Genomic DNA, 26,198 nt, shown 5'->3' on the forward strand with positions numbered 1-26,198 from the left:
AAAAGGTTGGTTGAGGCAACCAACCTTTTTTATATCTTTAATCCATCTATAAGGAGACGATCCCTTGCCATACATGCTAAACCGCTCCACTCCTTTTTTTTCCATATTAATCATTTTGCTTATGACAGGATGTTCGGCAAATTCCAGTCAAACAGATATTAATAAGGACCGGGGCTTGAATATATCCAAAGTACATACTAGCAATCCAATTGACCAAACGGTTGCCAATCAAGCTAAAGATAAGCTAGTGAATCAGGACGAAGTCTCGGATGCAAAAGCCGTGAATTCCAATAAGGAACTGCTAGTTGCCATTAAAGTGGAAAACTTCGATCGACTACGCTTAAAAAAGATTAAAAAGAAATCGCAAACAGAACTGGAAGACATGTTTCCTGATTATAAAATCCTGGTCTCAACAGATCAAAAGTTGTTTATAGAACTGGAGCACCTGGAGCAGAAACTTGAGAAAGACCATACTAAGCTGGACTCCTTAAATAGGGATTTCAAAAGGATCAAATCCTTATTGAATGAAAAAACGTAACAAATGAAAGAAGTGATACGAAAATGTCAAATAATAAAAAGAAAAAACTGACTCCTGTCCAACAGGAATATCAGCAACTCCAACACCAACTGGAAACCAAAAGGCCAATACTGCTAAACTGCGTAAAAGCATTTATGACCGGCGGTATAATTTGCCTGATCGGACAGGTCATTTCAAACTTTTATATCCATTACTTTGACTTCACGGACCAGACAGCTGGAAACCCAACTGCAGGCACATTAATTTTCATCGCCATGCTTCTCACCGGATTTGGGGTGTATGACAGAATCGCCCAATTTAGCGGTGCTGGTTCTGCTGTGCCGCTTACGGGATTCGGGAATGCCATTATATCGGCGGCAATTGAACACCGGACGGAAGGTTTCGTGTTAGGAGTGGGCGGCAATATGTTCAAATTGGCTGGATCCGTTATCTTATTCGGTGTATTTTCCGCTTTTATCGTAGCAATGATAAAAACAATACTCATACAATGGGGTGGTTTATAATGCTTACGGGGCATCGCACATGGGTGTTTGATCAAAAGCCTGTCATCATCTCCACCGGAACCGTTGGTGGTCCATTTGAAGCAAACGGTTTGCTTGCTGATGATTTCGATCTACTTCATTCCGATTTATGGCTAAATCAAGATTCCTATGAAAAGGCTCACAAAATCCTCATAGAAGAAGCGAGTACAAAAGCAATAGAAAAGGCGGGTCTTCAGAAGGAACAAATCCAATTTTTCCTTGGAGGCGACCTTATCAATCAAATAACCCCTACGAGTTTTGCCTGTCGAACATTGGGAACACCTTATCTCGGCTTATTTGGAGCTTGCTCAACCTCGATGGAAGGACTGGCTCTCGGAGCATACCTTGTCAATACCAAAGGGGCAGATTACTTATTGACAGGAGCATCAAGTCATAACGCCGCAGTTGAAAAGCAATTTCGCTACCCAACTGAATACGGTGGGCAAAAGCCTCCAACAGCCCAATGGACCGTTACGGGGGCAGGCGTCGCATTATTAAGCAGTGCCGGGGATGGCCCAAGAGTCACTTCAGCCACAATCGGGAGGATAGTTGACATGGGATTGACCGATCCTTTTAATATGGGAGGGGCTATGGCCCCAGCAGCTGTCGATACAATTGAGACCCATTTAAGAGAACGAAACATCGACCCCTCCTATTATGACTTAATAGTAACCGGAGATTTAGGAAAGATTGGTCATGAAGTTTCATTGGAATTATTTAAAAAACATGGGACTCCCATTAAGAAAGAGCAATATAAAGATTGCGGTTTAATGATTTACAAGGATGATCAACCGGTCCTATCTGGGGCAAGCGGACCTGGATGTTCCGCGACCGTTGTTTATGGTCATTTATTAAATCGCATGAAAAAGGGTGAAATAAAACGAATGCTCGTCGTGGCTACCGGTGCCTTGTTATCTCCCCTTTCCTTTCAACAAAATGAGACGATTCCATGCATTGCCCATGCCGTATCAATTGAATATGGCGGTGAACCACGACTATGATTTACTTTTGGGCTTTTGTCGTCGGGGGCTCTATTTGTGTAATTGGACAGATAATGTTTGATGTATTTAAACTCACGCCTGCCCATACTTTATGTACTTTCGTTGTTACGGGAGCAATTTTGGATGGTTTTGGATTATATGAACCTTTCATCGATTTTGCGGGTGCAGGAGCGACAGTGCCCATTACCAGTTTTGGAAATTCCCTTGTACACGGAGCATTAGCCGAAGCTGAAAAACATGGCTTGATCGGTGTCGTTTCTGGCATGTTCGAAGTAACCAGTGCCGGGGTATCAGCTGCCATCATTTTTGGTATGATAGGCGCCATTATTTTTAGACCTAAAGGATAAGGAGGATGCTCTATGACGATAGCTTCTGATGTAAAACAATGTGTCTCTAGCCTAAAAGGAGTTGAGGCAGGCTTATCCAGCTTAGCACTCCGGACTCAAGATGATGAATCTAAACGCACCTTGCATGAAACGATGCTGGTGGTGAATGAAATAATGAAGGATGTACAAAAACGAGTGGGTGAGTTAGAACGGGAAGAACCACAATATAAAGGGTTTTAAATACCTAGGAATTGCAGGGGGGCCAAGTTATGCCTGAATGGTTAGAAATCGTTTTACGGTCAGTATTTTTCTTAATTGTTCTTTTTTTAATCACAAAATGGTTAGGCAAAAAACAAATATCTCAGCTTTCCTTTTTTGAATACGTCACTGGCATAACCATCGGGAATGTTGGCGCAGAGTTAGCCACAAAGGTTGAAGGTAATATTGTTCATGGTGTACTTTCCATTCTCGTTTTTGCATTTGCTCCTTTCATTGCAGGATTACTTTCCATGAAAAGCAAAATTGTTCGTGATTTAGTCGAAGGGAAAGCAACAATTTTTATTAAAGATGGAAAAGTCATGGAGGCCAATTTAAAAAAGGAAAAGTATACAACCGATGAATTATTGTGGTTACTCCGAAGTAAGGATGTCTTTGATATATCAACAGTCGAGTTTGCCTTATTAGAGGCTAACGGTGATTTTTCCGTACTGTTAAAGAAAGAAGACCAACCTCTAACAGCAAAAGATTTAAAAATGACAGTTGCTGCAGTCAAGGAGAATCAGACTGTCATTATGGATGGAGAAGTCCTTGATGAACCACTTTCCACAATTGGCCTAAACCGAAATTGGCTGAATACCGAATTGGATAAGCTAGGCGTAACCATCGAAAATGTCTTTCTTGGACAAGCAAACTCAAATGGAGAATTATTCGTGGACCTTTTTGATGATAAAATTAAAGTGCCATCTCCTCAAGAAAAACCTTTAATGCTCGCAACCTTGAAAAAATGCCAGGCAGACTTAGAATTATTTGCCCTTGGAACTGAATCAAACGAAGCTAAAGAGATGTATAACAAAAATAGCGAAAAACTGCAAAAGGCAATAAATGACGTAGCCCATATCTTAAGAAACTGATTAACGTATTGATTTCCTCACTTTCATAAGAGAAGTGATCAGCCCAATGGTGAAGATCGTCACACATGAAAAAAGGAAAATTTCTATACCTAAGGTGAAGGCGGCAGCGGAAATGATTAACGTATCTATGAGGATAATGGCCAAAGCAATGTCTATAGAGGTAGATTTGGAAATGATTTTGGCTAACATATCCGTTCCCCCGCTGCTTGTCTCATATCGAAGCATGAGACCTATCCCCATCCCTATGATGGCACCGCCAATCAAAGAACTTGTTAGTATCGACATGGAAAAGACTTTTTTCAATGGATTAAGCCAATCCATAAATAGGGATGTCAGAAGCAATCCGTGAACACTGCTATAGAAAAAAGACCTTTCATAGGACCAGGCATATAAAAATATGGGAATACTGAGGATCAACATGGATAGCCCTGTTTTAAACCCAAAAAAATAATGAAGGATGAGTGCAATCCCGATAACGCCGCCATCTATTAAATGGTGCGGAACTAAAAAGCCATTGATTCCCATACCCACCAAAAAGCTACCAACAATTACAGCAAACGCTTTTTGAAAATTAATAAAATCACCTGCCTCACATTATATATATCCTTACTATATGTCCAAGTCAGAGCGTCAAGAATATCCATTCAAAAAAAAATCCCCATCCTTTCATTTCAATCGAAAAAAGGGTCCGGAGGGGTTCGGAACACATATCTTTCATCACATGATGTTCCCGAACCATCTGCCCCAAAACAACACCTTCAACTTCTCAGGGTATGGTTTCTATCTATAAATGTTATAACAAAGTGGATTGGAGCGGGTATGAGAGACTCCTGCTTAGAAAACGCGTCAGGGAGAGACCCCAGGAGGCTCCCTGATTGCCCGCGGAAAACGAGTTTCTTGAGCTGAAATCAACGTTCAAATTGTACAAGCAAAAAAAACTGTAGGGCCCGGTCATTTAGACCGGGCCCCATTCCATCACTTCAATTCTAATAACACTACATTTTCAACATGTGTCGTCATTGGGAACATATCGACAGGCTGGATATCAACTGCTTTATATCCGCCCTCTTCCAAGATATGAAGATCACGCGCCAGAGTGCCTGGGTTGCATGATACGTATACGACTTTATTTGGCTTCATCTCGATGATCGTATTCAGTAGGGACTCTTCACAGCCTTTGCGAGGAGGATCCACAACGATGACATCTGCAGTGTTGCCCTTTTGATACCATTCAGCAATAACGTTACCTGCATCGCCAACCATGAATTCTGCATTTGAGATATCATTCAATTCAGCGTTGCGGCGTGCGTCTTCTATCGCTTCTTCGACCACTTCGACACCGATTACTTTTTTCGCTTTTTTAGCTAAAAATAAAGAGATGGTTCCAATGCCGCAATAGGCATCAATCACCGTTTCTTCACCAGTCAGCCCTGCATAGTCAAGAGCTTTATCATAAAGGACTTTCGTTTGGTCCGGATTGATTTGATAGAATGATTTTGCTGATATCGCAAATTTCACATCACCGATCATATCATGGATCACTTCATCGCCCCATAGTACAGTCATTTTATCGCCTAAAATAACATTCGTTTTCTTGGAATTCACGTTTTGAACGATGGATTTCACTTGAGGAAGACGTTCAACGATTTCCTTTACAATTGTTTCGATGAAAGGAATACTTTTCGTTCTTGTAACGAGAACGATCATTAATTCACCTGTTTGCTTGCCATAACGGGCCATGATGTGCCGCAATACACCTTTATGTGCCTCTTCATTGTAAGCAGGGATACCAAGTTTACTGAAAATCTCTTTAACAACTTGAACGGCTTCATTGATCACTTCATTTTGGATAATGCTTTCTTTCGTTTCAACAATTTCATGTGTCCGCGGTTTGAAGAACCCTGCTATTAGCTTGCCATCCTTTTCACCAACAGGCACTTGCGCCTTATTACGATAATGGGTCGGGTTCTCCATCCCGATGATCGGGTGAACCTTCACATCCTCAAGTTTCCCGATGCGTGTCATCACTTCACGCACTTGCCTTTCCTTGAATTTCAACTGTCCTTCATAGCTCATATGCTGCAGCTGACAACCACCGTATTTATGGTAATCTTCAGTCGTGACCTCAACCCGGTAAGGACTGTTTTCGATAATCTCCATCAAGCGTCCGAAGCCATAACCTTTATTGGCCTTCATCACTTTAATTTTTGCTTTTTCACCTGGAAGGGCGCTCTGAACAAAGATCGGGTAGCCATCGACTTTAGCGACGCCAGCTCCTTCATGTGTTAAATCTTCAAATAAAACCTCTATAATATCATTTTTAGCAACCGGTGCTGTTTTTTTCATATCATCTTCTCTTTTCTTTTTTATGCTAGCCTGTATTTTACCACAATTGAGGCCTTGCCACAAAACCACTCACCAATTCGCCCTGGTTTTCATAAAAATATAGTGGAAGGAATTACGGATTTTTCATAGTTCCATGAATAAAAGTTCATTAAAAAATGAAAAATAAGGAAAAACAGATGAGGTGAGGAAATGGGATTATTTAACTCTATATCAGCCTGGAATGCTACAAGGCTAGAAAAACACCGAGCAAGTATGGAGGAAAAAGGCCTCTGTCCGGATTGTTACGGACGTGGATACAGCTCCTTCGTACCTACGGAATATCATTTTTCCGATATACACGACTGTCCCGGCTGTAATGGCACCGGAGTTTACTCTGATTGGGCAGCCATGAACGGGCAGCAAATGTAATCGCATTCAGTGCCAAATTCCAAATGACTAAAAAGGACCCCCTGTTAAACAGGGGGTTCTTCTATTTTCTTCACCATATAGCGAAATTCATGGCCGCTAATCGAAATGGTCTTCATTTCCCTATATCCTAATCTGCTATAGAGACGATTCGCCGCTTCATTTTCATTTTCAACGACTAAAGAAATTCTTGGATATCCCTTCTGTTTAGCGTATCCCTCTACATATTGAATCAGCGCACTACCAATTCCTTTTCCTTGAAAATTCGGGTCAACGGACACAGTATCCAAATAAAAGTCCCTCATTTCCGCTTCCTTATCGAGCGTAACGCTAGGGTCTTTCATTTTCATCCTTAATTGTTTCACTATCGGTTCATCCAAGCTTTCGGCATCCTTGCCATGGTAAGCAATGATCAATCCTGATACTTGTCCATCATGTTCACTGACAAGCGTATTTTCATAACTGATCCGATTCCCACTTTTCCTGAACAAATCGGCAAGAACGGAAAGTATTCTTTCTTCTTCCTTTTCGCCTGTCAAAACCTCTGCAATTTCCTTAATCGCTAACCGGGTCAATACGGCTGCCTTGTCCGCATCTTCCGGTGTCGCTTTCCTGATATACATGTTTGCAATTCTCCTTGCTTTATTAAACTGAAAAGGCCACCAGATTCAGTGGCCCTTTCACCCTATTTATTAGCCGGATCGTCCGGCAATATTCCTTGCGGGATGAATACATCAAAATGGCGGTACTGATTTACAAATTCAGCTGGGGCCATCCCGCCAAATTCCCCATCCAAATTAAGCATCATGTCCTTTTTGGCATGTACTTTAATTCGGTTGGCTTTTTCATAAATGACATTCTTATCATGGATATGCTCACCGCGCATTGCCAATGTCGCGACACGGACAATATCAGCGAGGTTTGCCTTTTTCAAAATAAGCAACGTGAACATCCCATCATTCAAAGAGGCATCAGGAGCCAGTTTCTCGAAGCCGCCGACCGAATTTGTGTTAGCCACCAAGAAAAGCATGATCTCTCCTTCAAAAATCTTTCCATCATATTCAATAGAAACTTCCGTCGGCTTAATTGAAGGAAGCATTTCAATTCCTTTAATATAGTACGCTAGCTGACCAAGCATGGTTTTCAGCTTGATCGGCACGTCGTAGGTCAATTCGGTCAATCTGCCTCCGCCAGCAATATTGATGAAATACCTATCATTCATTTTTCCAATATCGACTGGCATCGTATGCCCACTGGCAATAATTTCCGCCGCCCCTTCGATCGTCTTCGGTAAATGCAGCGCCCGCGCGAAATCATTAGTCGTTCCCGTCGGAATGATTCCTAGTTTTGGACGTTTCTCTGCAGTGGCCAGTCCATTAACAACCTCATAAATCGTACCGTCGCCCCCTGCTGCAATAACTATATCATAGCCGCGTTCAATCGCTATCTTAGCCGCTTTCGTCGCATCCCCAGCGCCGGTCGTCGCATGTGCAGAAGCTTCATAACCAGCTTCTTCAAGTTTTGCTAGCACACCTGGCAGGCTCCTCTTAATGGCTTCCCGGCCCGAAGTCGGGTTGTAAATCAACCTTGCTCTTTTCATTTCCCATCATCCTTATATATATTGATTCCATAATTTACATCTTAATCCTTCGTTACATGAAAAGCAATATTCGAAAAAAAGAGGACCGTATTTCGGTCCATATCTTTTGCATTTTACTAGAAATCGTATCAGGGAAATTATAATGCTTTTTACAATTTTATTCTAGTAAATGATTTCATGGATATTGAACATTCACGTTAAATGTATCGGTAACCGTTAAAGTATGTTTCCCTTTACCCATATTGAGTATCCCATTCTTTTTTACAATGCCTTCTTCACTTGTTTCTTTCACTTCAGTCATCTTCCAGCCATTCTTTGGACCTTCAAGTTCCTCGACCCCTCTAGCATCTATCTTGATATCACTATTATCCTGAAGGAATACACTTAGATTTCCGCTATCCTTCACACTCCAGTCATTCAAGAGTTTTCTAGGCTTCAAGACAAGATCGGTACTTTGTCCGTCTATCTCCACTGCCAACTCAGCAGGGATTATAAGAGTTGCTTTAAGATTCTTTGCACCACTGTCCAAAAGTCCATTTTGAATCGGCAAATCCTTGAAGCTAATATAAAGCGTATCACCACTTCTCTCAACGAGTAAATAATCTTCCGACTTCTTCAACAACGTATCAGCATCTTTCATTACCCGCTCACCATATGTTCCAAAAACGGAAACTTTCCCGTCATTACCACTTTCAATAGTCAATGGGTATGTACCAGAGTCCAGGACAACTCTCTGTATGCCTTTCCCTGCGTTTTGATTGAAACCAGGCAAATTGACCGTTTTCTCTTCACTATTCACGGCAGCCCTGACTTGATCCATCAATCCGCTTGATGTTAGCAGAATTAAAACTATTCCCGTCGTTCCAAGCAATCCCACGAAAAGAATGCTAAGAATATCATACTTTACAAAAGAACTTTCTTTTCTCGAAAAATAAATATAAAGTAGAATCTCTCCACCCAAGATAATGAACAGCAACGGCCACCATGATAGCAGAATCGTCGTCAAATTCATATCCGCAATTTGAGAAACCAGTAAAACCAAACCCAAACCAAGCAGGGAGATCCCCATTGAAATCGTTCCGACTCTCCATGTTCTCATTTTGTCTCCTCCTTGGCTCTCCCTTTTTTACTTCCCGACAGCAATTTGATTCCCCCGCCTATAAGAAGGATACATACAAGACCTTTTTGAAAATAATCTCTAAACCAGTATTCCAAGTTGCTTCCAATCCATTCATCTAAATGAGGAGCAATGGCCGGGACAATAATATTACTGGCCAAGAAGTAAATTCCAAGTCCCACCAACCCAAATCCTACCCATTTTTGATGATTGACCATTCCAGAAATGATGGGCGTATCTTCTACTGGACCCTCTTCCATTTTTGAGGCTTTTTGCAATCCATCAAAAAAACTATAAAACCAGATAATCGGAATAAGGAAAAAGAAGAAGCCTAACCTGAGTAAATCCAGTATATAAATGGCGAATAAAAAGCCGGCCATCAATTGTATCCCACGTTTTTGCAGCCCCAAATATAAGTGACCTGCACCAGGGAAAATAGCGAATAAAGTCGCGACCGATTTACTCTTCTTCCCGGATTCCCGCCTCTCCTCGAAATCTTCCAAAACGGTCCGATCGATAAGCTCCTCGCCCCTTTGCTTTTTATTCAGCTGTTGAACAGAATCAAAAAAGCTGTAAATCCAGATAACAGGCAATAGTGCCATGAAAATTAACAGACCTTCCATTTGTGTCATCACACTGATGAATATCACCATGATGCCAAGGCCTAAAAAGCCTATGAGAAAAATAAGCCCACGATTCATGAGGCCCAGCTGAAAATGCCCTAATCCAGGAACGAATGATAGGATGATTACATAAAATCTTTCCGTTTCCGGCTGATCTGCCATTCCCCCTACATCCTCTTCACTTTTAGGGTTCCTCAGTGAGGTGACCACCAGATCAAATATACTGATGAAATAAAACACCATTCCAATAATGGAAAAAGCCAGAAACGCATCCGAATGACTGATTAACGAAAGAAGAAGACCACCAAGCCCCAATCCAGCCGTGGCAAGAAAATAAAATAACCCTTTATATTTCTTTCCTAGGTAAAAATGTCCGAAACCTGGCAGAAAAGATAATAAAAAAGCTAAAACCGGACTTTTATTCATTACTAAACCCCTCCTTATTTTTCTTTTCGATAGTTTCCATCCAATTAAATGTTTTATCAATAAGTCCATCGGTTAAGGACTGTGTTTCCTTTTCACTGCTTGATTCCACAGAATCCATGTATTCTGTCAATGATTGAAATACTCCGCCTGCCATCAATAAGATCGTAAACCCGGCAGCAATCAGATAATGTCTTGTTATCGTCCGAAGTGATTTCTCTTTTCGGTGTTGCTTTTCCCCTTCAACAGTACCAACTTTTAATCGGCTAATCGAGTCCATGACAGGACCTGCAATATCAATATCAAATCCTTCAATGCCCTGACTGATTTCTTCTATTTCCATCGCTTCCATATAGGCGGACAAACACTTGTCACAGGAGTATAGATGATTTTCATATTCAATTTTTAGAGCCTCTGGTATTTTATCTGCCAAATATGCAACCCATTCTGCTTCAGGAACATGATTCATGAAAAATCCTCCTCTTTCCAATGTTTTCTCATCCAATTTCTTGCCCGATATAGCTTTACCTCCACAGATTTCACCTGAATCTGCTGTTCTTCTGCAATTTGCTTGAATGTCTTTTCCTTTATGTAATAGCCATATACAACATCCCGATATCCCTCTGGAAGGTCATTCAGCTTCCGTAATACTTGCTTTCGCCTTTCATTCCGAAAAAATACTGCCTCGACATCATCAGTTAAGCCCATATTTGCTTCCGATGAATGTTCGTCCTGCAATTCTTCCTTTTGGCGTTCCCTCTTTCTTTTTAGATCGATTGCATGATTGACCGCAATTCGGGTAATCCAAGTTTTGAAACCTTGGTTCTTATATTGAGAAAGAGAAGTGTAGATTTTGATAAAGACTTCCTGAGTAACATCTTCTGCATCCTTTTGATTCCGCAAGACAGAATAAACGGTTCTATAAACCGTCTGTTTATAAGTTTCGATCAATATTCGGAATGCATGCTCATTCCCAGCCCTAACCTTCTCAACTAACTCATCCGTCACTTCTCTTCCTCCTTTCCTGTTAAACATTCATGTAATAGACGACACAAAAGGGAGTCACCCTACAGATAACTCAAAAAAAAATTAAAATTTTTTTTATGCCTTTCACAGTGAACCCTTTTCTTAACCAAGAGAAAACCGTACCACTTTAAAAGTGATACGGTCATAATTAACGTTTATTGATTTCTTCCACCAAAATTTTATTAACAAGCTGTGGATTGGCTTGTCCTTTTGTCGCTTTCATGATTTGCCCGACTAGGAAGCCGATTGCTTTTTGTTTACCGGCCTTAAAGTCTTCAATCGATTGCGGGTTATTATTCAATGCTTCTTCAACGGCTGTACGCAATGCGCCTTCATCGGAAATTTGGACTAGTCCCTTCTCCTTGACGATCGTTTCAGCATCTCCGCCGTTTTCAATCAATTCTTTGAAAACTTTTTTAGCGATTTTAGAAGAAATCGTGCCATCTTCAATCAGCTTGATCATTCCAGCCAACGATTCAGCAGTCAATTTGACATCATGCAGCTCTTTACCTTCTGCATTCAAGAAAGCGGAAACCTCACCCATGATCCAGTTGGATGCTAGTTTCGCATCCGCGCCTGAAGCGACTGTCGCTTCAAAGAAATCGGCACTTTCTTTCGTTACCGTTAAAACGGCTGCATCATATTCAGGTAAGCCGAACTCTTCGACATAACGTTTTTTCCGGGCATCCGGAAGTTCCGGGATCTCGGCAGCGATACGTGCTTTCCATTCTTCATCGATATGGATTGTCAATAAGTCCGGTTCCGGGAAGTAACGGTAATCATCGGAGCCTTCCTTAATTCGCATTAATACCGTTCTGCCTGTAGCTTCGTCGAACCGGCGAGTTTCCTGTTCGATTATGCCGCCTTCATTCAAGATTTCCGCTTGTCGGATTTCCTCATGCTCCAATCCTTTTCGAACGAAGTTGAATGAGTTCAAGTTTTTCAATTCGGTTTTCGTACCGAATTCCTTTTGCCCGACAGGTTTCAAGGAAATGTTTGCATCACAGCGAAGTGAGCCTTCTTCCATTTTACAATCGGAAACGCCGGTGTATTGAATGATCGATTTCAACTTTTCCAGATAAGCATAAGCCTCTTCCGGGGAAGTGATATCCGGTTCAGATACGATTTCAACAAGTGGCGTACCTTGGCGGTTATAATCACAAAGTGAATAATTCCCTTTATGTGTCAGCTTTCCAGCATCCTCTTCCATATGAATGCGGGTAATGCCAATTTTCTTTTTCTTGCCGCCCACTTCGATTTCAATCCAACCATGCTCACCGATCGGCTGATCGAACTGTGAAATTTGGTATGCTTTAGGATTGTCCGGGTAAAAATAGTTTTTCCGGTCGAATTTCGTAATTTCCGCCACTTCGCAATTCAGGGCAATTGCAGCCTTCATTGCAAAATCAACAGCCTTTTTATTGACGACAGGCAATACACCTGGGTAACCTAGGTCGATTACAGTCGTGTTACTATTTGGAGCGGCACCAAAATGGTTTGGGCTCGCCGAGAAAATTTTAGAATCCGTTTTTAATTCTACGTGTACTTCTAGACCAATCACCGTTTCAAAGTCCATTTTTTTCACCCCTTACAGCTTAGGAAATTGTTTATGAAAATCTGTTGCTTGCTCAAATGCGTGAGCCGCGCGGTAAATCGTACTTTCATCAAAATGCTTTCCAATCATTTGCAGTCCAAGCGGAAGCCCATTCGCTGCGAATCCACATGGCACGGATATACCCGGTACACCAGCAAGGTTGACTGGAATCGTCAAGATATCATTGGCATACATCGTTAGTGGATCGTCGACTTTCTCACCAATTTTAAATGCAGGCGTAGGTGTAGTCGGCCCAACGATGACATCGTATTTTTCAAAAACATCTTCAAAGTCTTTTTTGATTAACGTACGCACTTTTTGAGCCTTTTTATAATAAGCATCATAATAACCGGAACTTAAGGAGAATGTTCCAAGCATGATACGGCGTTTCACTTCGTCACCGAATCCTTCTGCACGGGTTTGCTTATACATTTCTATAAGAGTTTCTGCATTATCTGTACGATGCCCGTAACGCACTCCGTCAAAACGTGAAAGGTTAGCCGAAGCTTCAGATGAAGAAAGCAGATAATAGGCAGCTAAGGCATATTTGGAATGCGGCAAGGATACCTCTTCCCACTCAGCTCCAAGCCCCTCTAATACTTTTAACGCTTCAAGTACGGAATTACGTGCCTCTTCGCCAACGCCTTCACCAAGATATTCTTTAGGCACGGCTATTTTCAATCCTCTAACATCGCCTGTTAATGAATTCACAAAACTCGGCACGTCAACATTAGCAGAGGTCGAATCCATTGGATCTACACCTGAAATCGCTTCAAGCAAATAAGCGTTATCTTCAACCGTTCTTGTGACCGGCCCAATTTGGTCCAATGAGGACGCAAAAGCTACAAGTCCGAAGCGGGAAACCCGTCCATATGTAGGTTTTAAGCCGACAACTCCACAATATGCAGCTGGTTGGCGGATTGAACCACCCGTATCGGAACCTAAAGAGAATAGGACTTCACCGGAAGCGACAGATGCAGCTGAACCACCCGAAGAACCTCCTGGCACATATTCCGTGTTCCATGGGTTGCGTGTTGCTTGAAATGCGGAGTTCTCATTAGAGGAACCCATCGCAAACTCATCCATATTCAATTTTCCGATCGTAACCGTTTCTGCTTTTTGCAGTTTTTGAACAACGGTTGCATCATAGATTGGATCAAAGTTCTCCAAAATTTTGCTCGCACAAGTCGTACGCAAATTTTTAGTGACAATATTATCCTTCACTCCGATTGGCATACCAAATAAAGCGCCTTCGTTCTCGCCTTTTACCAATTGATCATCCAATCGTTTTGCTTGACTGCGGGCATTTTCTTCATCAAGTGTCAAAAATGCCTTCACCTTGTCCTCTACCTGTCCGATCCGCTTATACGATTCGTTAACAAGATCAGTGACACTTATCTCTTTCTTATGTAAGCGTTCATGAAGCTCAGAAACCTTTTGTTCGAACAACGACATCATTGTCCCTCCTTATTCAATTATAGATGGTACACGGATATACCCTTCTTTGCTATCCGGTGCATTTTTAACTACTTCTTCTACTGGCAATCCTGGTTTTGCGACATCTTCGCGCATAACATTCTTCATATCCAAAACGTGAGAAGTCGGGTTTACTTGATCCGTATCAAGCTCATTCAACTGCTCCGCGAATGAAATCATTTGGTCAAGCTGATGCTGAAACTGTTGTGCTTCTTCTTCCGTAATGGCCAAACGAGCCAAATGGGCAACGTGTTTAACTTGTTCCATAGAAATACGTGACATTCTCTTCACCTCCGAAAAAATATCCAAATCGACTGAATTTCGTCGCTTTTCTCCATATAATCATCGTTTAAATCATATCAAACTATTGCACAGTAAAGCAACAAGAGATACAATGTCGAAAATCAATTATTTCATAAGGAAAAAGAGATATTTTCCGGGAAATATGGGGAAGTTGCCGGAATTTCCGGGGAAATGACAATAAGGCCTGTGAAATTCGACAAATGTTCCCTTTATCATGCATTTGCTTCCTAAGATGGAAGGGTTTACTTCCTATTATATATTTTTGTTCTAAGTTAAGAGATATTTTCAAATTCGCAAAAAATAGCTCCAAATTTTATTCACAAAAAAGATGAAGCCGTTAAGCTTCATCTTTTTTCATTCGTATATATGCACGGTTGGTTCGTCTTGATTTGCTTCACGGACTATGAGCGCTTCAGGTCCATTTACAGAGGTAATGGATACCTGTACGGCAATGTAGTTCGGGAAACGTTCCATTACAAGCCCCGCAACATATTGGGTAAAGCCAATCGCTTCCGAGTTCCCATAAAATTGAATCGGGATATCGATGTTCAGACTTTGCAATTGATCATCCATATAGAACGCCCTGCCGATGACTCCATTAAAGTTAGGGAAGTATTCTTCGACATCTTCTTTAAAGTTCGTGAAAGTATTGACGTCATCGCGGTATTTTTTTTCAGCACTAGCAGAAGGAAATAGGAAATACTCTTCATTCAAGTTCGTCCATTTTCCAATATTGTCAGAGTTTTTATCGATATTTGTATAGGAAATGAAATTCCCAGGGACTACTGAGGATTTTTCATTTTGCTCGAATAGGGCAATCGTAATCGGAACATTTTTCAGCTTGTCCATTTTACGCAGCCTTTTTAATACTTCTGCAGCAATTTTCTCCCCTTCTTGCTTTAGCTCTTTACTATCGATTTTATTTTCATAGGTGGCACCGAATGCCTCTTTTTGATAGTAATGCACTGAATTCAACGCAAGACCTATTACAACCCCGCCTAGGCTCACTGAATTATCCTTTGTTTTGACCAAGTAATTATGTTCTAAAATATGAGCAAGATAAATTGGATTATCTTCATTCCGCTTATCAATGTCTCCTTTACCTGGATCAACCGGATTCAAGCCAAGGTTCTCTGAGGCCTTCATCTTCTTTTCTTTCAACTGACTATCGGTATATTTTCTGTTCAACCAAGAAGATATCGTGGAACTATCCAGCATTTGCCCCTCTTGAAACAGGTAATCTTCCGGGTCGAATTGGGTTTGGGCCAACCGCATCAATCCATTTTCGAATTCTTCAATGTCATATCGGGTATTTAGATTGGATACGACCAAACCGCGTGCTTTTGATGGTTCAAACGGTAGGATTGTTTGATAGTATTCATCCGAAATTTTATACTTCGGAATAATTGCCGTTTCTTTTTTGTCTTTGGAGTCTTGAACTACCTCTTGCTTATCCTCAAAACTAGGCGCACATCCAGCAAGAAGCAGTATAAGAATCATCCCCAAAATAGAGTGTTTCCTCATAGCTACACCTCTTATTTATTTAGTTCCTCAATCAGTCTCTCTTCATCCCATACCATGACGCCTAGGCTTTCCGCTTTTTCCAGTTTGGAACCGGCATCTTCGCCAGCTATTACCAAATCGGTTTTCTTGCTGACACTTCCAGCAACGTTAGCTCCTAGCGCCTCTAATTTCTCTTTTACTTCGTTACGTGTTAACTGATGCAATTTACCCGTTAAAACGACTGTTTTACCGGCAAAAATGGAATCGATTTCTTCAATGACAACAGCTCTTGGCCCCTTAAACGTAAGGTTCACACCGGCTGCTTCCAATTCATTGAGTAACGCATGGACTTCTTCCAATTCAAAATAGGCTACGATGGAATCGGCCATCTTATCACCAATTTCATTAATGGACGTTAGGTCTTCACGGCTCGCCTTGCTTAAGGCTTCCATCGTCCCGAACTCCCGTGCCAGTGTCTTGGCCGCTTTTGAACCAACATGGCGAATGCCCAGCCCGAATAGTAATTTTTCCAACGAATTGGTTTTCGAAGCTTCGATTGCTTGAAGAAGTTTATTGACGGATTTCTCCCCCATCCTTTCCAAAGCAATCAGTTGATCGTATGTAAGCTTATAAATATCAGCCACATCTTGTATGAGTTGTTCTTTAAACAACAAGCTAATCACTTTTTCACCAAGACTGTCTATATTCATTGCTGTACGGGAAACAAAGTGAATCAAGCCTTCCCTTATTTGTGCAGGACACTTCGGGTTGATGCAGCGTAAAGCAACCTCTCCCTCCAGCCGGACAAGTTCACTGCTGCATTCCGGGCACTCAGCCGGCATCTTAAACTCGACTTCTTCCCCTGTACGGCGCTCTACCAGTACATTGACCACCTCTGGAATGATATCGCCCGCTTTTTTCACGACCACTTGATCTCCGATTCTGATGTCCTTTTCACGGATTAAGTCTTCGTTATGAAGTGAAGCTCGCTGCACAGTCGTACCTGCTACCCGAACGGGATCCAAAACTGCGGTCGGAGTCAATACACCCGTACGGCCCACATTCAGCTCGATATCCCTTAGGGTTGTAATGACTTCTTCAGCTGGGAATTTATAAGCAATGGCCCATCGCGGACTTTTTGCAGTAAAACCTAATTCATCCTGCTGTTCAAGGGAATTCACCTTAACGACAATTCCATCAATATCATAGGCTAAGTTTGGACGTTGCTCCGTCCATTCTACTATATAAGCTATTACTTCCTCTATATTGGAGCATGTTTTTCTTTCCCGATTCGTCTTAAACCCGAGGCGATCCAATAAATCCAGACCCTCACTGTGGGAACGGACCCCTGTTTCCCCAAAATTGGCAATCGCATAAAGGAAAATATCCAAGTTCCGTTTTGCAGCGAGTTTTGGGTCAAGCTGCCTTAACGAACCGGCAGCCGCATTTCGTGGGTTTGCAAATGGTTCCTCACCGCGTTCTTCTTTGGCCTTGTTCAATGATTCGAATGATTTTTTTGGCATGAAGGCCTCACCGCGCACTTCTATGGCAACCGGCTCCCGCAACTTCAATGGAATCGACTTGATCGTTTTCAAATTAGCGGTAATATCTTCACCGATCGTTCCATCTCCACGAGTTGCCCCTCTTACGAAAAATCCATTCTCATATTGAAGAGTGACGGCAAGTCCATCAATTTTCAATTCACATACATAGGAAAAATCGTCACCTACGGATTGTCTGACCTTTCTGTCAAAATCCCGTAAGTCACTTTCATTGAAGGCATTGCCTAAACTAAGCATCGGTGTGGTATGCTCTACTTTTTCAAACATATCCAAAATGGCGCCACCGACCCGTTGTGTCGGTGAGTCCGCCGTTTGCAGTTCCGGAAATTTCTCCTCATACTCAATAAGTTCACGGAGTAGCCGATCATATTCAGCATCAGGTACTGATGGCTGGTCCATTACATAATATTCATAGCTGTATTGGTTCAATAACGTTTGCAGTTCTAGAACTTTCTTCTCTGCAGCTTGTAAGTCCATACGTTCAATCCTTTCTAAAGAAGACTCCACCGCACTTCTTTTAGAAGAGCGGTGTCTAAAGTCAGATATCCCTATTCTTTACCAGTATAAGCATATTAATAGCTTATGCTTTTTCAACTGGTGCAAATTTCGCCAATAGGCGTTTGATGCCAATTGGACTTGGGAAGGCTATATCCAGTTCCTTGCCTTCGCCTTCCCCTTTTACGCTCACCACGGTTCCTATACCCCATTTTTTATGGGATGCACGGTCGCCGACAGCCCAGCCGATTTCTTCACCGCCCGTTGCGGATGGTGCAGAAACAGCTCTTCCAAAGGCAGGCACTTTTCTTGTTGAAGCTGTTGAAGGAGATCCGGTTCTTGAAGAACTGAAAGGTGTTTGCCTTGCTCTAGGAGCCGGTTTCGGTTTTAAGTCTTCAAGTAGTTCCTCTGGTATTTCATTAATGAAACGTGAAACAGGATTCATGCTCGTCCGTCCATACAATGTCCGCATTTGGGCATTGCTTATGAATAGCTCATTTTCAGCCCTTGTAATTCCCACATAAGCCAGACGGCGTTCTTCTTCCATCTCCTCTTCATCCATAAGCGAGCGGCTGTGAGGGAAAACCCCTTCTTCAAGGCCCAATAGGAAGACCACCGGATATTCAAGTCCCTTCGCTGAATGCAGTGTCATCAACGTTACCGTATTTGTAGCTTCTTCGGAATTCTCATCAAGTTGGTCTATGTCGGCAACCAACGCCAGGTCAGTCAAAAAGCCCACCAATGATTTGTCCTCGCTGTTATCTTCGAATGCTTTCGTAACAGATAAAAACTCATCTATATTTTCAAGCCGGCTTTGTGATTCAATCGTTTTTTCTGCCTGCAGCATCTCACGGTAACCGGTTTTCTTAATGACTTCCTCCACAAGTTCCGTTACGGATAAATATTCCTGCTGATTTGTATAGTTAGTGATCAGCGTATGGAATTCCCTTGCCGCTTTGGTAGCCTTCCCGCTTATCCCTGCCATTTCAACGGATTCGAGTGCTTTATAGATGGAAACATCATATTGATCTGCATAATCTGCCACTTTGTCCATTGAAGTTGCACCAATTCCGCGTTTTGGTACATTGATTACACGGCGGAGACTGATGTCATCATCAGGATTCGCAATAAGGCGAAGATAGGCAAGTAAATCCTTAATCTCTTTACGGTCATAGAACTTGGTGCCCCCGACTATTGCATAATTTATATTGGATTTAAGCAGAACTTCCTCCATGACACGTGATTGTGCATTTGTCCTGTAAAGTATTGCTATATCTGAATATTTCCTGCTGCCGGCCTGCACTAACTCATTTATCTTACCGGCTACAAATTGCGCTTCCCCTTGTTCATTGTCCGCACGGTAATAGAATATCTTATTGCCATCAGCATTCTCGGTCCAAAGATTTTTCGGCTTCCGGTTTTGATTGTTATCGATGACCTTATTCGCCGCTTCAAGAATCTTTTTCGTCGAGCGGTAATTCTGTTCAAGGAAAATCATGTTGGCATTCGGGTAATCTTTTTCAAATGAAAGGATATTCGCAATATCCGCACCGCGCCAACGATAGATCGATTGATCGGAATCCCCGACAACACAGAGATTACGGAAGCGTGAAGCCAATAGTTTAACAAGCATGTATTGAGCCCTATTCGTATCTTGGTACTCATCAACATGAATGTATTGAAATTTACGCTGATAATATTCAAGCACCTCAGGTACGAGCTGGAACAATTGAATCGTCATCATGATCAAATCATCGAAATCGAGCGCTGAATTTTTACGCAGCCGTTTTTGATATTCCGTATATACATCGGCAGTTACTTTAGTGAAGTAATCAGACGCCGTCTTCAGGTACTCTTCCGGCCCGACCAATTCATTTTTCGCTGAACTGATGCTGCCCAAAATGGCACGGTAATCATATTTCTTTGTATCCATATTACGATCTTTCATGATTTGTTTTATGACCGATTGCTGATCCGTCGTATCCAATATCGAGAAGTTCCTATTAAATCCGATACGGTCAATATCTCTTCGTAAAATTCGGACACACATCGAGTGGAAAGTCGAAATCCAGATATCTTCGGATGCACCGCCTAGTATGGCACGGATCCTCTCCTTCATCTCACGTGCCGCCTTGTTGGTGAACGTGATTGCAAGGATGTTCCAAGGCGCTATTTCCTTCTCGACCATCAAGTAAGCTATTCGGTGAGTCAGCACACGCGTCTTTCCACTTCCTGCCCCAGCCATGATTAAAAGTGGGCCATCAGTTGATTTCACTGCTTTTTGTTGCTGTTCATTCAAACCTATTAGTAATTTTTCCGCTAAATATTGCATTATCACACCACCTATACGAACATTCGTTTCTGTTTTAGTATACTATATTTTTTACATGTTTTCATTTAACTGCCGAAACTGTTGCAAGTGCCACTTTCAAATCTTCATAAATCACATTGCCGACAACGATGACATCCGCAATCTTAGACATCTCTTTGGCTTGTTCAACCGATTTTATACCGCCGCCATAGAATAGTACGGTATCCTCCAAACTCTCTTTGGCCGCTTCCACCATCTGGACATCGCCGTAATCACCGCTGTATTCCAAATAAAAAATCGGCAGGTTAAACATTTTTTCCGCCATCATCGCGTATGCACCCACATCATCCATATCCAAATCGGTATTGGCTTTCGTCAATTGGGCCGCCTTGCACTCAGGATTCAGGATACAGTACCCTTCAACGAAAATTTCATCCCAATTCAAAAGGTATCCGTATTCCTTGACTGCTTGCTGATGCAGTTTCATCGTCCAATCCGGGTTGGTACTATTCAGGACACTCGGAATGAAATATAAATCAAAACCTGGCGTCACCGTTTCAACAGAAGAAATTTCCATCACACATGGGACGGTATATCGTCTCACACGTGCCATTAAATGAAGCACATTCTCAAGCGTGATTCCATCCGTTCCCCCGACCATTATTGCATCGGTACCGGATTCACAAACTTTTTCAAGGGCTTCATCACTTATTTCTTTATTTGGATCGAGTTTAAAAACATGTTTCCACTCGCGAAAATCGTACATTATAATCCTCCATTCACACTTCCCATTACACCATTATAGCATTAAGATTTTTCATTAAAAAAGAGAAGTATCGATAAAATGTTATTACCAAATGGAACCTCTGAATCTAAAATCCAATATAACATGGATACGGCTGAAAGACAGCCGGCAAAGAAAGTGCTGGACTCAAAGTAAAAAGCCGGGAAATGAATTCCCGGCTTTTTATTATAATCGAAAGAATTAAGATTCAGTTGTTTCCTCGACGTTATCCTTAATACGGTTAAGAGCCATGGAATAAGCGTCATTTCCGTAATTCAAGCAGCGTTTGACCCTGGAAATCGTAGCCGTGCTTGCACCCGTTTCCGTTTCGATTTTATGATAGGTTTTCCCTTCTTCAAGCATGCGGGCTACTTCAAGACGCTGTGCCAGTGATGAAATTTCATTAACCGTGCATAAATCATCAAAAAATCGATAGCATTCGTCCAAATCACGCAAGGAAAGGATCGACTTAAACAGCTGATCCGTTTCTTTTCCTCTCAACTTATCAATTTGCATGTTACTCCCCCTCAATTTCATGGGTATCAAAATGAGACGTCTCCTACTAAACCAGGTTCATCCGGAATAATATTGACCCAAGTTTTCCCTGGAATCAACCCTACCTCTTTATCGTTTTTCACTGGTATAATCCGACCATCCTTATTAACCCATTCTACTTCATTCGCTTTTCCTTTTTGAAGTAAATAACCTTTTCCGCCACTTTTCAAGTCGATTTTACGACGCCCTTTATCGTCGATCACTTGATGAGCAGCCTCAATGATCAATATATTATCCAGTAAAATAGGTTCACTCGATTTATGTTCGACTGTTTGCTCTCCATTCGAATAACGTTTATATTTCTCTTCCGTGACTTCGTATTCATACTGAACATCATACTCGTCTGATCCGTAGGAAACCTCGGTTTTCAATGCCGGTTCCCCTTGAAGGCCAGCCGCCTCTTCCTTTGTAAGGAAGGCATAAGGCTCCGGTGCACCATTCAACTCATACCCCTTTTCCTTCGCACCTTTTTGGATATCTTCAAAGGTGGTGTAGGAATTATGCGGTGCTTTTCTATCTGCCGAACGTTGAAACAAAGTACCATCATAATATAATCCGTTCAAGTTATCAATATACCCTTTGTCCAGCATGGTTTTTGCCTCGGGGCTATTCCCATGACAGACATAGATGCAATCAAGGCCTTTAGCCAATTCGATATAATAGTCCCTTGCACTCCGAATCGGACCGATTTGGCTTGGCATTTCACTTTGGAAGATAGCTAAAAATCTGGTTATGTCACCTTCTGCAAGCATTTCGTAGACCATATCGGCTTCTGAGAGGCCCGATTGTGGGCGTGCTTCCGGATGATTATTAATCATCACTGCTGCAGCCCTTCGATCACTGCCTGTATCGGTGGCTATACCTGTAAGTGGAAACTCATTGGAAGGTTCATTTTTCACATCTGTATTTTTGATGACAGCTTGGTCTTTCGGCTTACTGTCATCCGATGCAGGATCTTCTTTCGTAGAACAGCCTGCCAGCAGTAAAATAGCAATAACCATGAAAAGAACTCTCTTAAAATTCATCTTTCCACTCCTCTGATTTATTAGCCATTTCTTCTCTTATATTTTAACGCATTATAGTGGGAAAGAGTATAGTTTTATTCATTACATCATATACTCCTCGCTGGGTTAGCCTTATATATGGCAGATGGGTTGTCGAAAAGAATGAAAGGGTGTACACAGGATCGGCGAAGCGATAACCTCTCTCTCGCAGCAAATGCTTCAATTCATTTTCTTCATCTATCAGTTCAGGAACCTCCTTGGTGGACATGACTCCCTTTAATTTCAGAGGAAGTTCATGAATCACCTTGCCTTGTTCGGTTAAAATGATTCCACCGCCGATTTCCTTCAGCCGGTTAAATGCCAAATGCATATCCTTTTTCCTTTTACCGATTAGTATGATATCACCTGTATTTGTATAAGAGCCAGCAAAGCCACACAATTTGTCTGCAAACCCTTTTAATATCGTATTGATGCGCCATTTCCCTTCACGATCGATAAGCATGAAAAAGCATTCATCATCCTCAAAGTTCAGTTCTTCATACCCAACATCATTTGCAAGGGAGTACGGTTTCGTAATTACATTATTGACCAATTCAATCCCAAATGGCATGGAAAATTCAAAATCTTCCTTTAAACTAAGATCCCAATCAAGATCAAGTGGTTTAAAATCGAAATCACTCCATTGGATTTCCTGTTGATCCGGAATGATCTCACCATCCCTTTTAACCCATTTCCCTTTTGCCATTACCGAAACCGGTGCAGGTTCCTTTACATCGGTCAGGAAGTTGATATTCGCTACCCTTCCTGTGGCAATATTGCCATGAAGGTATTCAATGTTATAATATCGTGCGATGTTGATTGTTGCCATATTGTATGCATCGATGACCGGAACGCCATTTTCTATTGCTATTTTGATCAAGCAGTCTATGAAACCACCTTCATAAAAGGATGGCGGCGATCCATCTGTCGTATAAAAGAATTTGTCATATTGATCGATGCCCAGCTCATGGATTTCCTGTATCATCTTCGGTAAATCCGGCCGGATCGAAGAATGTCTTAACGATACATAATAGCCCTGCAGCAAGCGCGACATGACTTCATCACCTGTCATTGCCTCATGATCACAATCGGCGCCGAACAAGGTCATTTTTGCTAAAGTCTTCTCTGAAGCACCTGGAAAGTGTCCTTCTATTTTCTTCCTCATTCGCTTTGCTTCCTGAATCCAGTGCAACATCATGTCATCCCCATCGAGAAGCTTCGGCCATCCAGTCAGTTCCCCGCCCTGTAATACGGCATCATGCTCCAGCCATGATTTAACGGCCCCATGGGAAAAGACCATGTCTTCATCGATCAATTCCGTTTGTCCGTCAAAACGGCTCCACCAATACATTGTTACAGGAATGTTACGCAATTCTTTCAAAAGAGAAAACGCTTTCTTTTTATCCAACTGCAATAAAAACGGCAAGTTATCATTGATCAATGTCGTTGTGCCGAAATGAGATGCATAACGTGAAAAAGAAAGGGGATTATATAATTGAGAAGGGTGTGAATGCGGCTCAATATAACCCGGGACTAAGTACTGGTTTGTACAGTCTACCGTTTCACAGCGGTCTATATTATCAGGAAGCTTATCGCCAACATATACGATGCGGTCATCATATATCCATATATTCGCTTTTACCCATTTTCGTAAAGCCTGATTTAAATAAGTCGTATTTTTAAGCAGAATGTGTGGTGCCCTATTGCCATCCAGCACATCTATATGTTCTCTTAGATGTTTATTTTTCCATCTATAGCGCTGTTCAAGCATAAACATTCCCCCATAATTTTATAGAAACAGATGTATGAAAAAAAACCATTTTCAATCCAATTTTATTTCATAGTAACATACTTGCCTCATTAGAACAGTAATGTTAACCAGATTATTGTTAAATTTTTGTGAAGGGATGGACTTAAAGTGAAGTTTAAACAAAATATCAGTATAATAAATGCGTTAATGCGAATTACCTGTGGTTTTACATTGCTAACATGGGCTATGGCTAAAATGGTGAAAAAACCATGGAAAAACCAATCTTATATATTCGTGGTCATGCTTTCTGCCATGAAAATAGGCGAAGGCATACTCCGCTATTGCCCTGTCGTCGATGCGATGGAAAACAGACAAAACTTAACGACAAATGAACCAAAACAGGGACATGAATCTAATCAATCTGATCACTATTAAGTTTTTTCTAAAGAAGAAGCTGACTCCGCTTAGAGTCAGCTTCTTTATATTATGATGAAAAATTGTATTTTATTGCACGGTAGCCAATATCCATTCGCCAGAATAAGCCGTCTTTCTCAATATGTCCCAACTCTTTATATACTTCAGCTTGGGCAGAGGCCAAATCTTTCCCTTTTGCAGCAACCAGAAGTACACGTCCGCCATTCGTGATGAAATTCCCCTCACTATCGAGGGCCGTTCCAGCATGATAAACATGGGCATTCTGATCAATCTTTTCCAAGCCATTAATAATAGAACCCTTTTTATATTCCCCTGGATATCCATCAGCTGCGACGACCACCCCAAGAACAGCTTCTTCATGCCACTCAAGTTCTAAATCCTCTCCAGAAAGAACAGCTTCAAGCGCATCTACGAAATCTGTTTTTAGGCGCGGTAAAACAACTTGCGTTTCCGGATCGCCAAAACGGGCATTGAACTCAATGACTTTCGTGCCTTTATCGGTAGCAATCAACCCGGCATATAATATACCTGTAAAACTCCGATTCTCCGAAATCATCGCATTTACCGTGGGCTTAAGAATTGTTTCGACTGCGGTCTGAATCATTTCATCGGAAATTTGCGGCACTGGTGAATATGCACCCATTCCACCTGTGTTCGGACCCTGATCACCATCAAAAACCCGCTTATGATCTTGAGCAATGACCATCGGATACACTTTTTCCCCATTAACGAATGCCATCAATGAAAATTCCTCGCCATCAAGGAATTCTTCAATAACGACTTTAGCAGATGCTTCCCCGAACTTTGCCCCGACTAGCATATCATGGATGGCGTCTAACGCCTCTTCCATCGTCATGGCAACTACGACACCTTTTCCTGCAGCCAAACCGTCCGCTTTTATGACGATGGGGGCACCAACTTTTTCGATATATGCCTTTGCTGAATCATAATCGGAAAATGTTTCATATTCTGCTGTCGGAATGCTGTAGTTCTTCATTAAATCTTTAGCAAAGGATTTACTTCCCTCGATGACTGCAGCACGGCCATTAGGGCCAAATACCTGTAATCCTGCCTCCGTAAAATCATCGGCAAGTCCATTCAACAATGGGGTTTCGGGCCCGATCACAGTTAATGAAACTGCATTCTGCTTGGCAAAGGCAACCAAATCTCCGTGATTGTTTTCATCAATCGGAACAAGAGTCGCTATATCAGTCATCCCTGGATTTCCCGGTGCTGCAAAAACTGTCCCGACCCGTTTACTTTCAAATAGTTTGCGGGCTATGGCATGCTCCCTGCCGCCCCGGCCAATTACTAGTACATTCATTATCGCA

General features: G+C 41.8%; 27 protein-coding genes. 8 read left to right on the plus strand and 19 right to left on the minus strand.

Annotation, left to right across the window (positions count from 1 at the left end; translation table 11 throughout):
• Window positions 1-73: 73 nt before the first annotated feature.
• Genes ACFRAK_RS10960 through ACFRAK_RS10985 form a run of 6 tightly spaced genes read left to right on the plus strand, consistent with a single transcriptional unit; the run spans window position 74 to window position 3,516 of the window.
• Entirely contained in the window at window positions 74-538 is a 465-nt protein-coding gene (locus tag ACFRAK_RS10960) for a YhcN/YlaJ family sporulation lipoprotein (RefSeq protein WP_387704881.1), read from the plus strand.
• A 23-nt stretch (window positions 539-561) separates the two neighbouring features.
• The gene (gene spoVAC / locus ACFRAK_RS10965; RefSeq protein ID WP_260288241.1) at window positions 562-1,041 is read left to right on the plus strand and encodes a stage V sporulation protein AC; all 480 of its coding nucleotides are present in this window, start codon (window positions 562-564) and stop codon (window positions 1,039-1,041) included.
• Window positions 1,041-2,060 carry a stage V sporulation protein AD gene (spoVAD, locus tag ACFRAK_RS10970; RefSeq protein ID WP_387704865.1) on the plus strand — a complete coding sequence of 340 codons (1,020 nt, stop codon included), beginning with the start codon at window positions 1,041-1,043 and terminating at the stop codon, window positions 2,058-2,060. Before spoVAC ends, spoVAD begins: the two co-directional genes overlap by 1 nt.
• Complete coding sequence (gene spoVAE, locus ACFRAK_RS10975; RefSeq protein ID WP_260288239.1) at window positions 2,057-2,407, plus strand: stage V sporulation protein AE; 351 nt, start codon at window positions 2,057-2,059, stop codon at window positions 2,405-2,407. Before spoVAD ends, spoVAE begins: the two co-directional genes overlap by 4 nt.
• Before the next feature lie 12 nt (window positions 2,408-2,419).
• Window positions 2,420-2,626, plus strand: a complete 207-nt coding sequence (locus ACFRAK_RS10980; protein WP_260288238.1) for a DUF1657 domain-containing protein — start codon at window positions 2,420-2,422, stop codon at window positions 2,624-2,626.
• A gap of 29 nt (window positions 2,627-2,655) precedes the next feature.
• Complete coding sequence (locus ACFRAK_RS10985; protein ID WP_387601661.1) at window positions 2,656-3,516, plus strand: DUF421 domain-containing protein; 861 nt, start codon at window positions 2,656-2,658, stop codon at window positions 3,514-3,516.
• Here ACFRAK_RS10985 and ACFRAK_RS10990 read toward each other — a convergent pair whose 3' ends face one another.
• Both ACFRAK_RS10990 and rlmD read right to left on the minus strand, forming a co-directional pair.
• A complete protein-coding gene (locus ACFRAK_RS10990; RefSeq protein ID WP_387704883.1) occupies window positions 3,517-4,092 on the minus strand; it encodes a YitT family protein in 576 nt (191 codons plus the stop codon).
• A gap of 399 nt (window positions 4,093-4,491) precedes the next feature.
• On the minus strand, window positions 4,492-5,862 hold the full coding sequence (gene rlmD, locus ACFRAK_RS10995) for a 23S rRNA (uracil(1939)-C(5))-methyltransferase RlmD (protein ID WP_387601658.1): 1,371 nt from the start codon (window positions 5,860-5,862) through the stop codon (window positions 4,492-4,494).
• A 189-nt stretch (window positions 5,863-6,051) separates the two neighbouring features.
• On the opposite strand from rlmD, the gene ACFRAK_RS11000 reads away from it, so the two are divergent.
• Window positions 6,052-6,270, plus strand: coding sequence for a hypothetical protein (locus tag ACFRAK_RS11000; protein WP_076372766.1), 219 nt, complete (start codon window positions 6,052-6,054; stop codon window positions 6,268-6,270).
• Window positions 6,271-6,314: 44 nt separating this feature from the next.
• On the opposite strand, the gene ACFRAK_RS11005 is transcribed toward ACFRAK_RS11000, so the two are convergent.
• The 16 genes from ACFRAK_RS11005 to ACFRAK_RS11080 all read right to left on the minus strand — a co-directional run bounded on the left by ACFRAK_RS11005 (window position 6,315) and on the right by ACFRAK_RS11080 (window position 24,453).
• Window positions 6,315-6,890 (minus strand): GNAT family N-acetyltransferase, encoded by a 576-nt coding sequence (locus ACFRAK_RS11005; RefSeq protein ID WP_387601655.1) that lies wholly within the window; start codon window positions 6,888-6,890, stop codon window positions 6,315-6,317.
• Window positions 6,891-6,952: 62 nt separating this feature from the next.
• Window positions 6,953-7,867 carry a diacylglycerol kinase gene (locus tag ACFRAK_RS11010; RefSeq protein WP_260288233.1) on the minus strand — a complete coding sequence of 305 codons (915 nt, stop codon included), beginning with the start codon at window positions 7,865-7,867 and terminating at the stop codon, window positions 6,953-6,955.
• A 175-nt stretch (window positions 7,868-8,042) separates the two neighbouring features.
• Entirely contained in the window at window positions 8,043-8,966 is a 924-nt protein-coding gene (locus ACFRAK_RS11015) for a hypothetical protein (RefSeq protein WP_387704867.1), read from the minus strand.
• A complete protein-coding gene (locus ACFRAK_RS11020) occupies window positions 8,963-10,033 on the minus strand; it encodes a hypothetical protein (RefSeq protein ID WP_387704869.1) in 1,071 nt (356 codons plus the stop codon). The genes ACFRAK_RS11015 and ACFRAK_RS11020 overlap by 4 nt, the downstream gene beginning before the upstream one ends.
• On the minus strand, window positions 10,026-10,499 hold the full coding sequence (locus tag ACFRAK_RS11025) for a hypothetical protein (RefSeq protein ID WP_387601647.1): 474 nt from the start codon (window positions 10,497-10,499) through the stop codon (window positions 10,026-10,028). Before ACFRAK_RS11025 ends, ACFRAK_RS11020 begins: the two co-directional genes overlap by 8 nt.
• Complete coding sequence (locus ACFRAK_RS11030; protein ID WP_387601645.1) at window positions 10,496-11,038, minus strand: RNA polymerase sigma factor; 543 nt, start codon at window positions 11,036-11,038, stop codon at window positions 10,496-10,498. Before ACFRAK_RS11030 ends, ACFRAK_RS11025 begins: the two co-directional genes overlap by 4 nt.
• A 166-nt stretch (window positions 11,039-11,204) precedes the next feature.
• The gene (gene gatB, locus ACFRAK_RS11035) at window positions 11,205-12,632 is read right to left on the minus strand and encodes an Asp-tRNA(Asn)/Glu-tRNA(Gln) amidotransferase subunit GatB (protein ID WP_076372752.1); all 1,428 of its coding nucleotides are present in this window, start codon (window positions 12,630-12,632) and stop codon (window positions 11,205-11,207) included.
• 12 nt (window positions 12,633-12,644) lie between these two features.
• On the minus strand, window positions 12,645-14,105 hold the full coding sequence (gene gatA, locus ACFRAK_RS11040; RefSeq protein WP_230301323.1) for an Asp-tRNA(Asn)/Glu-tRNA(Gln) amidotransferase subunit GatA: 1,461 nt from the start codon (window positions 14,103-14,105) through the stop codon (window positions 12,645-12,647).
• Between the two features lie 12 nt (window positions 14,106-14,117).
• Window positions 14,118-14,408 (minus strand): Asp-tRNA(Asn)/Glu-tRNA(Gln) amidotransferase subunit GatC, encoded by a 291-nt coding sequence (gene gatC, locus ACFRAK_RS11045; protein WP_076372748.1) that lies wholly within the window; start codon window positions 14,406-14,408, stop codon window positions 14,118-14,120.
• 375 nt (window positions 14,409-14,783) lie between these two features.
• Window positions 14,784-15,953: a CamS family sex pheromone protein gene (locus ACFRAK_RS11050; RefSeq protein WP_387601640.1), complete on the minus strand. Its 1,170-nt coding sequence runs from the start codon at window positions 15,951-15,953 to the stop codon at window positions 14,784-14,786.
• 11 nt (window positions 15,954-15,964) lie between these two features.
• On the minus strand, window positions 15,965-17,971 hold the full coding sequence (gene ligA, locus ACFRAK_RS11055; RefSeq protein WP_394571736.1) for an NAD-dependent DNA ligase LigA: 2,007 nt from the start codon (window positions 17,969-17,971) through the stop codon (window positions 15,965-15,967).
• Window positions 17,972-18,074: 103 nt separating this feature from the next.
• Window positions 18,075-20,321 (minus strand): DNA helicase PcrA, encoded by a 2,247-nt coding sequence (gene pcrA, locus ACFRAK_RS11060; RefSeq protein WP_387704873.1) that lies wholly within the window; start codon window positions 20,319-20,321, stop codon window positions 18,075-18,077.
• A gap of 61 nt (window positions 20,322-20,382) precedes the next feature.
• Window positions 20,383-21,066 (minus strand): heptaprenylglyceryl phosphate synthase, encoded by a 684-nt coding sequence (pcrB, locus tag ACFRAK_RS11065; RefSeq protein WP_394571737.1) that lies wholly within the window; start codon window positions 21,064-21,066, stop codon window positions 20,383-20,385.
• Between the two features lie 219 nt (window positions 21,067-21,285).
• A complete protein-coding gene (locus ACFRAK_RS11070) occupies window positions 21,286-21,600 on the minus strand; it encodes a YerC/YecD family TrpR-related protein (RefSeq protein WP_034306094.1) in 315 nt (104 codons plus the stop codon).
• Window positions 21,601-21,626: 26 nt separating this feature from the next.
• Window positions 21,627-22,664: a DUF3048 domain-containing protein gene (locus ACFRAK_RS11075; RefSeq protein WP_394571738.1), complete on the minus strand. Its 1,038-nt coding sequence runs from the start codon at window positions 22,662-22,664 to the stop codon at window positions 21,627-21,629.
• Window positions 22,665-22,707: 43 nt separating this feature from the next.
• Entirely contained in the window at window positions 22,708-24,453 is a 1,746-nt protein-coding gene (locus ACFRAK_RS11080; protein ID WP_394571739.1) for an adenine deaminase C-terminal domain-containing protein, read from the minus strand.
• Window positions 24,454-24,600: 147 nt separating this feature from the next.
• Between ACFRAK_RS11080 and ACFRAK_RS11085 the strand changes: the two genes are divergently transcribed.
• Window positions 24,601-24,867, plus strand: a complete 267-nt coding sequence (locus ACFRAK_RS11085) for a YgaP-like transmembrane domain (protein ID WP_260288220.1) — start codon at window positions 24,601-24,603, stop codon at window positions 24,865-24,867.
• Window positions 24,868-24,916: 49 nt separating this feature from the next.
• Here ACFRAK_RS11085 and purD read toward each other — a convergent pair whose 3' ends face one another.
• Window positions 24,917-26,191 carry a phosphoribosylamine--glycine ligase gene (purD, locus tag ACFRAK_RS11090; protein WP_394571740.1) on the minus strand — a complete coding sequence of 425 codons (1,275 nt, stop codon included), beginning with the start codon at window positions 26,189-26,191 and terminating at the stop codon, window positions 24,917-24,919.
• Window positions 26,192-26,198: the final 7 nt, after the last annotated feature.

This window comes from Peribacillus sp. NPDC056705, assembly GCF_043656335.1.

Bases quoted from the DNA above. Each gene is read 5' to 3' on its own strand.
- ACFRAK_RS11025 (WP_387601647.1), bottom strand. From the start codon at position 10,499: ATGAATCATGTTCCTGAAGCAGAATGGGTTGCATATTTGGCAGATAAA.
- pcrA (WP_387704873.1), bottom strand. From the start codon at position 20,321: ATGCAATATTTAGCGGAAAAATTACTAATAGGTTTGAATGAACAGCAA.
- spoVAE (WP_260288239.1), top strand. From the start codon at position 2,057: ATGATTTACTTTTGGGCTTTTGTCGTCGGGGGCTCTATTTGTGTAATT.
- ACFRAK_RS11015 (WP_387704867.1), bottom strand. From the start codon at position 8,966: ATGAGAACATGGAGAGTCGGAACGATTTCAATGGGGATCTCCCTGCTT.
- ACFRAK_RS11020 (WP_387704869.1), bottom strand. From the start codon at position 10,033: ATGAATAAAAGTCCGGTTTTAGCTTTTTTATTATCTTTTCTGCCAGGT.
- ACFRAK_RS11000 (WP_076372766.1), top strand. From the start codon at position 6,052: ATGGGATTATTTAACTCTATATCAGCCTGGAATGCTACAAGGCTAGAA.
- ACFRAK_RS11075 (WP_394571738.1), bottom strand. From the start codon at position 22,664: ATGAATTTTAAGAGAGTTCTTTTCATGGTTATTGCTATTTTACTGCTG.
- ACFRAK_RS11005 (WP_387601655.1), bottom strand. From the start codon at position 6,890: ATGTATATCAGGAAAGCGACACCGGAAGATGCGGACAAGGCAGCCGTA.
- ACFRAK_RS10960 (WP_387704881.1), top strand. From the start codon at position 74: ATGCTAAACCGCTCCACTCCTTTTTTTTCCATATTAATCATTTTGCTT.
- ACFRAK_RS11050 (WP_387601640.1), bottom strand. From the start codon at position 15,953: ATGAGGAAACACTCTATTTTGGGGATGATTCTTATACTGCTTCTTGCT.
- spoVAC (WP_260288241.1), top strand. From the start codon at position 562: ATGTCAAATAATAAAAAGAAAAAACTGACTCCTGTCCAACAGGAATAT.
- purD (WP_394571740.1), bottom strand. From the start codon at position 26,191: ATGAATGTACTAGTAATTGGCCGGGGCGGCAGGGAGCATGCCATAGCC.
- ACFRAK_RS10980 (WP_260288238.1), top strand. From the start codon at position 2,420: ATGACGATAGCTTCTGATGTAAAACAATGTGTCTCTAGCCTAAAAGGA.
- ACFRAK_RS11080 (WP_394571739.1), bottom strand. From the start codon at position 24,453: ATGCTTGAACAGCGCTATAGATGGAAAAATAAACATCTAAGAGAACAT.
- pcrB (WP_394571737.1), bottom strand. From the start codon at position 21,066: ATGTACGATTTTCGCGAGTGGAAACATGTTTTTAAACTCGATCCAAAT.
- gatC (WP_076372748.1), bottom strand. From the start codon at position 14,408: ATGTCACGTATTTCTATGGAACAAGTTAAACACGTTGCCCATTTGGCT.
- rlmD (WP_387601658.1), bottom strand. From the start codon at position 5,862: ATGAAAAAAACAGCACCGGTTGCTAAAAATGATATTATAGAGGTTTTA.
- gatB (WP_076372752.1), bottom strand. From the start codon at position 12,632: ATGGACTTTGAAACGGTGATTGGTCTAGAAGTACACGTAGAATTAAAA.
- ACFRAK_RS11010 (WP_260288233.1), bottom strand. From the start codon at position 7,867: ATGAAAAGAGCAAGGTTGATTTACAACCCGACTTCGGGCCGGGAAGCC.
- ACFRAK_RS11070 (WP_034306094.1), bottom strand. From the start codon at position 21,600: ATGCAAATTGATAAGTTGAGAGGAAAAGAAACGGATCAGCTGTTTAAG.
- ACFRAK_RS10985 (WP_387601661.1), top strand. From the start codon at position 2,656: ATGCCTGAATGGTTAGAAATCGTTTTACGGTCAGTATTTTTCTTAATT.
- spoVAD (WP_387704865.1), top strand. From the start codon at position 1,041: ATGCTTACGGGGCATCGCACATGGGTGTTTGATCAAAAGCCTGTCATC.
- ligA (WP_394571736.1), bottom strand. From the start codon at position 17,971: ATGGACTTACAAGCTGCAGAGAAGAAAGTTCTAGAACTGCAAACGTTA.
- gatA (WP_230301323.1), bottom strand. From the start codon at position 14,105: ATGTCGTTGTTCGAACAAAAGGTTTCTGAGCTTCATGAACGCTTACAT.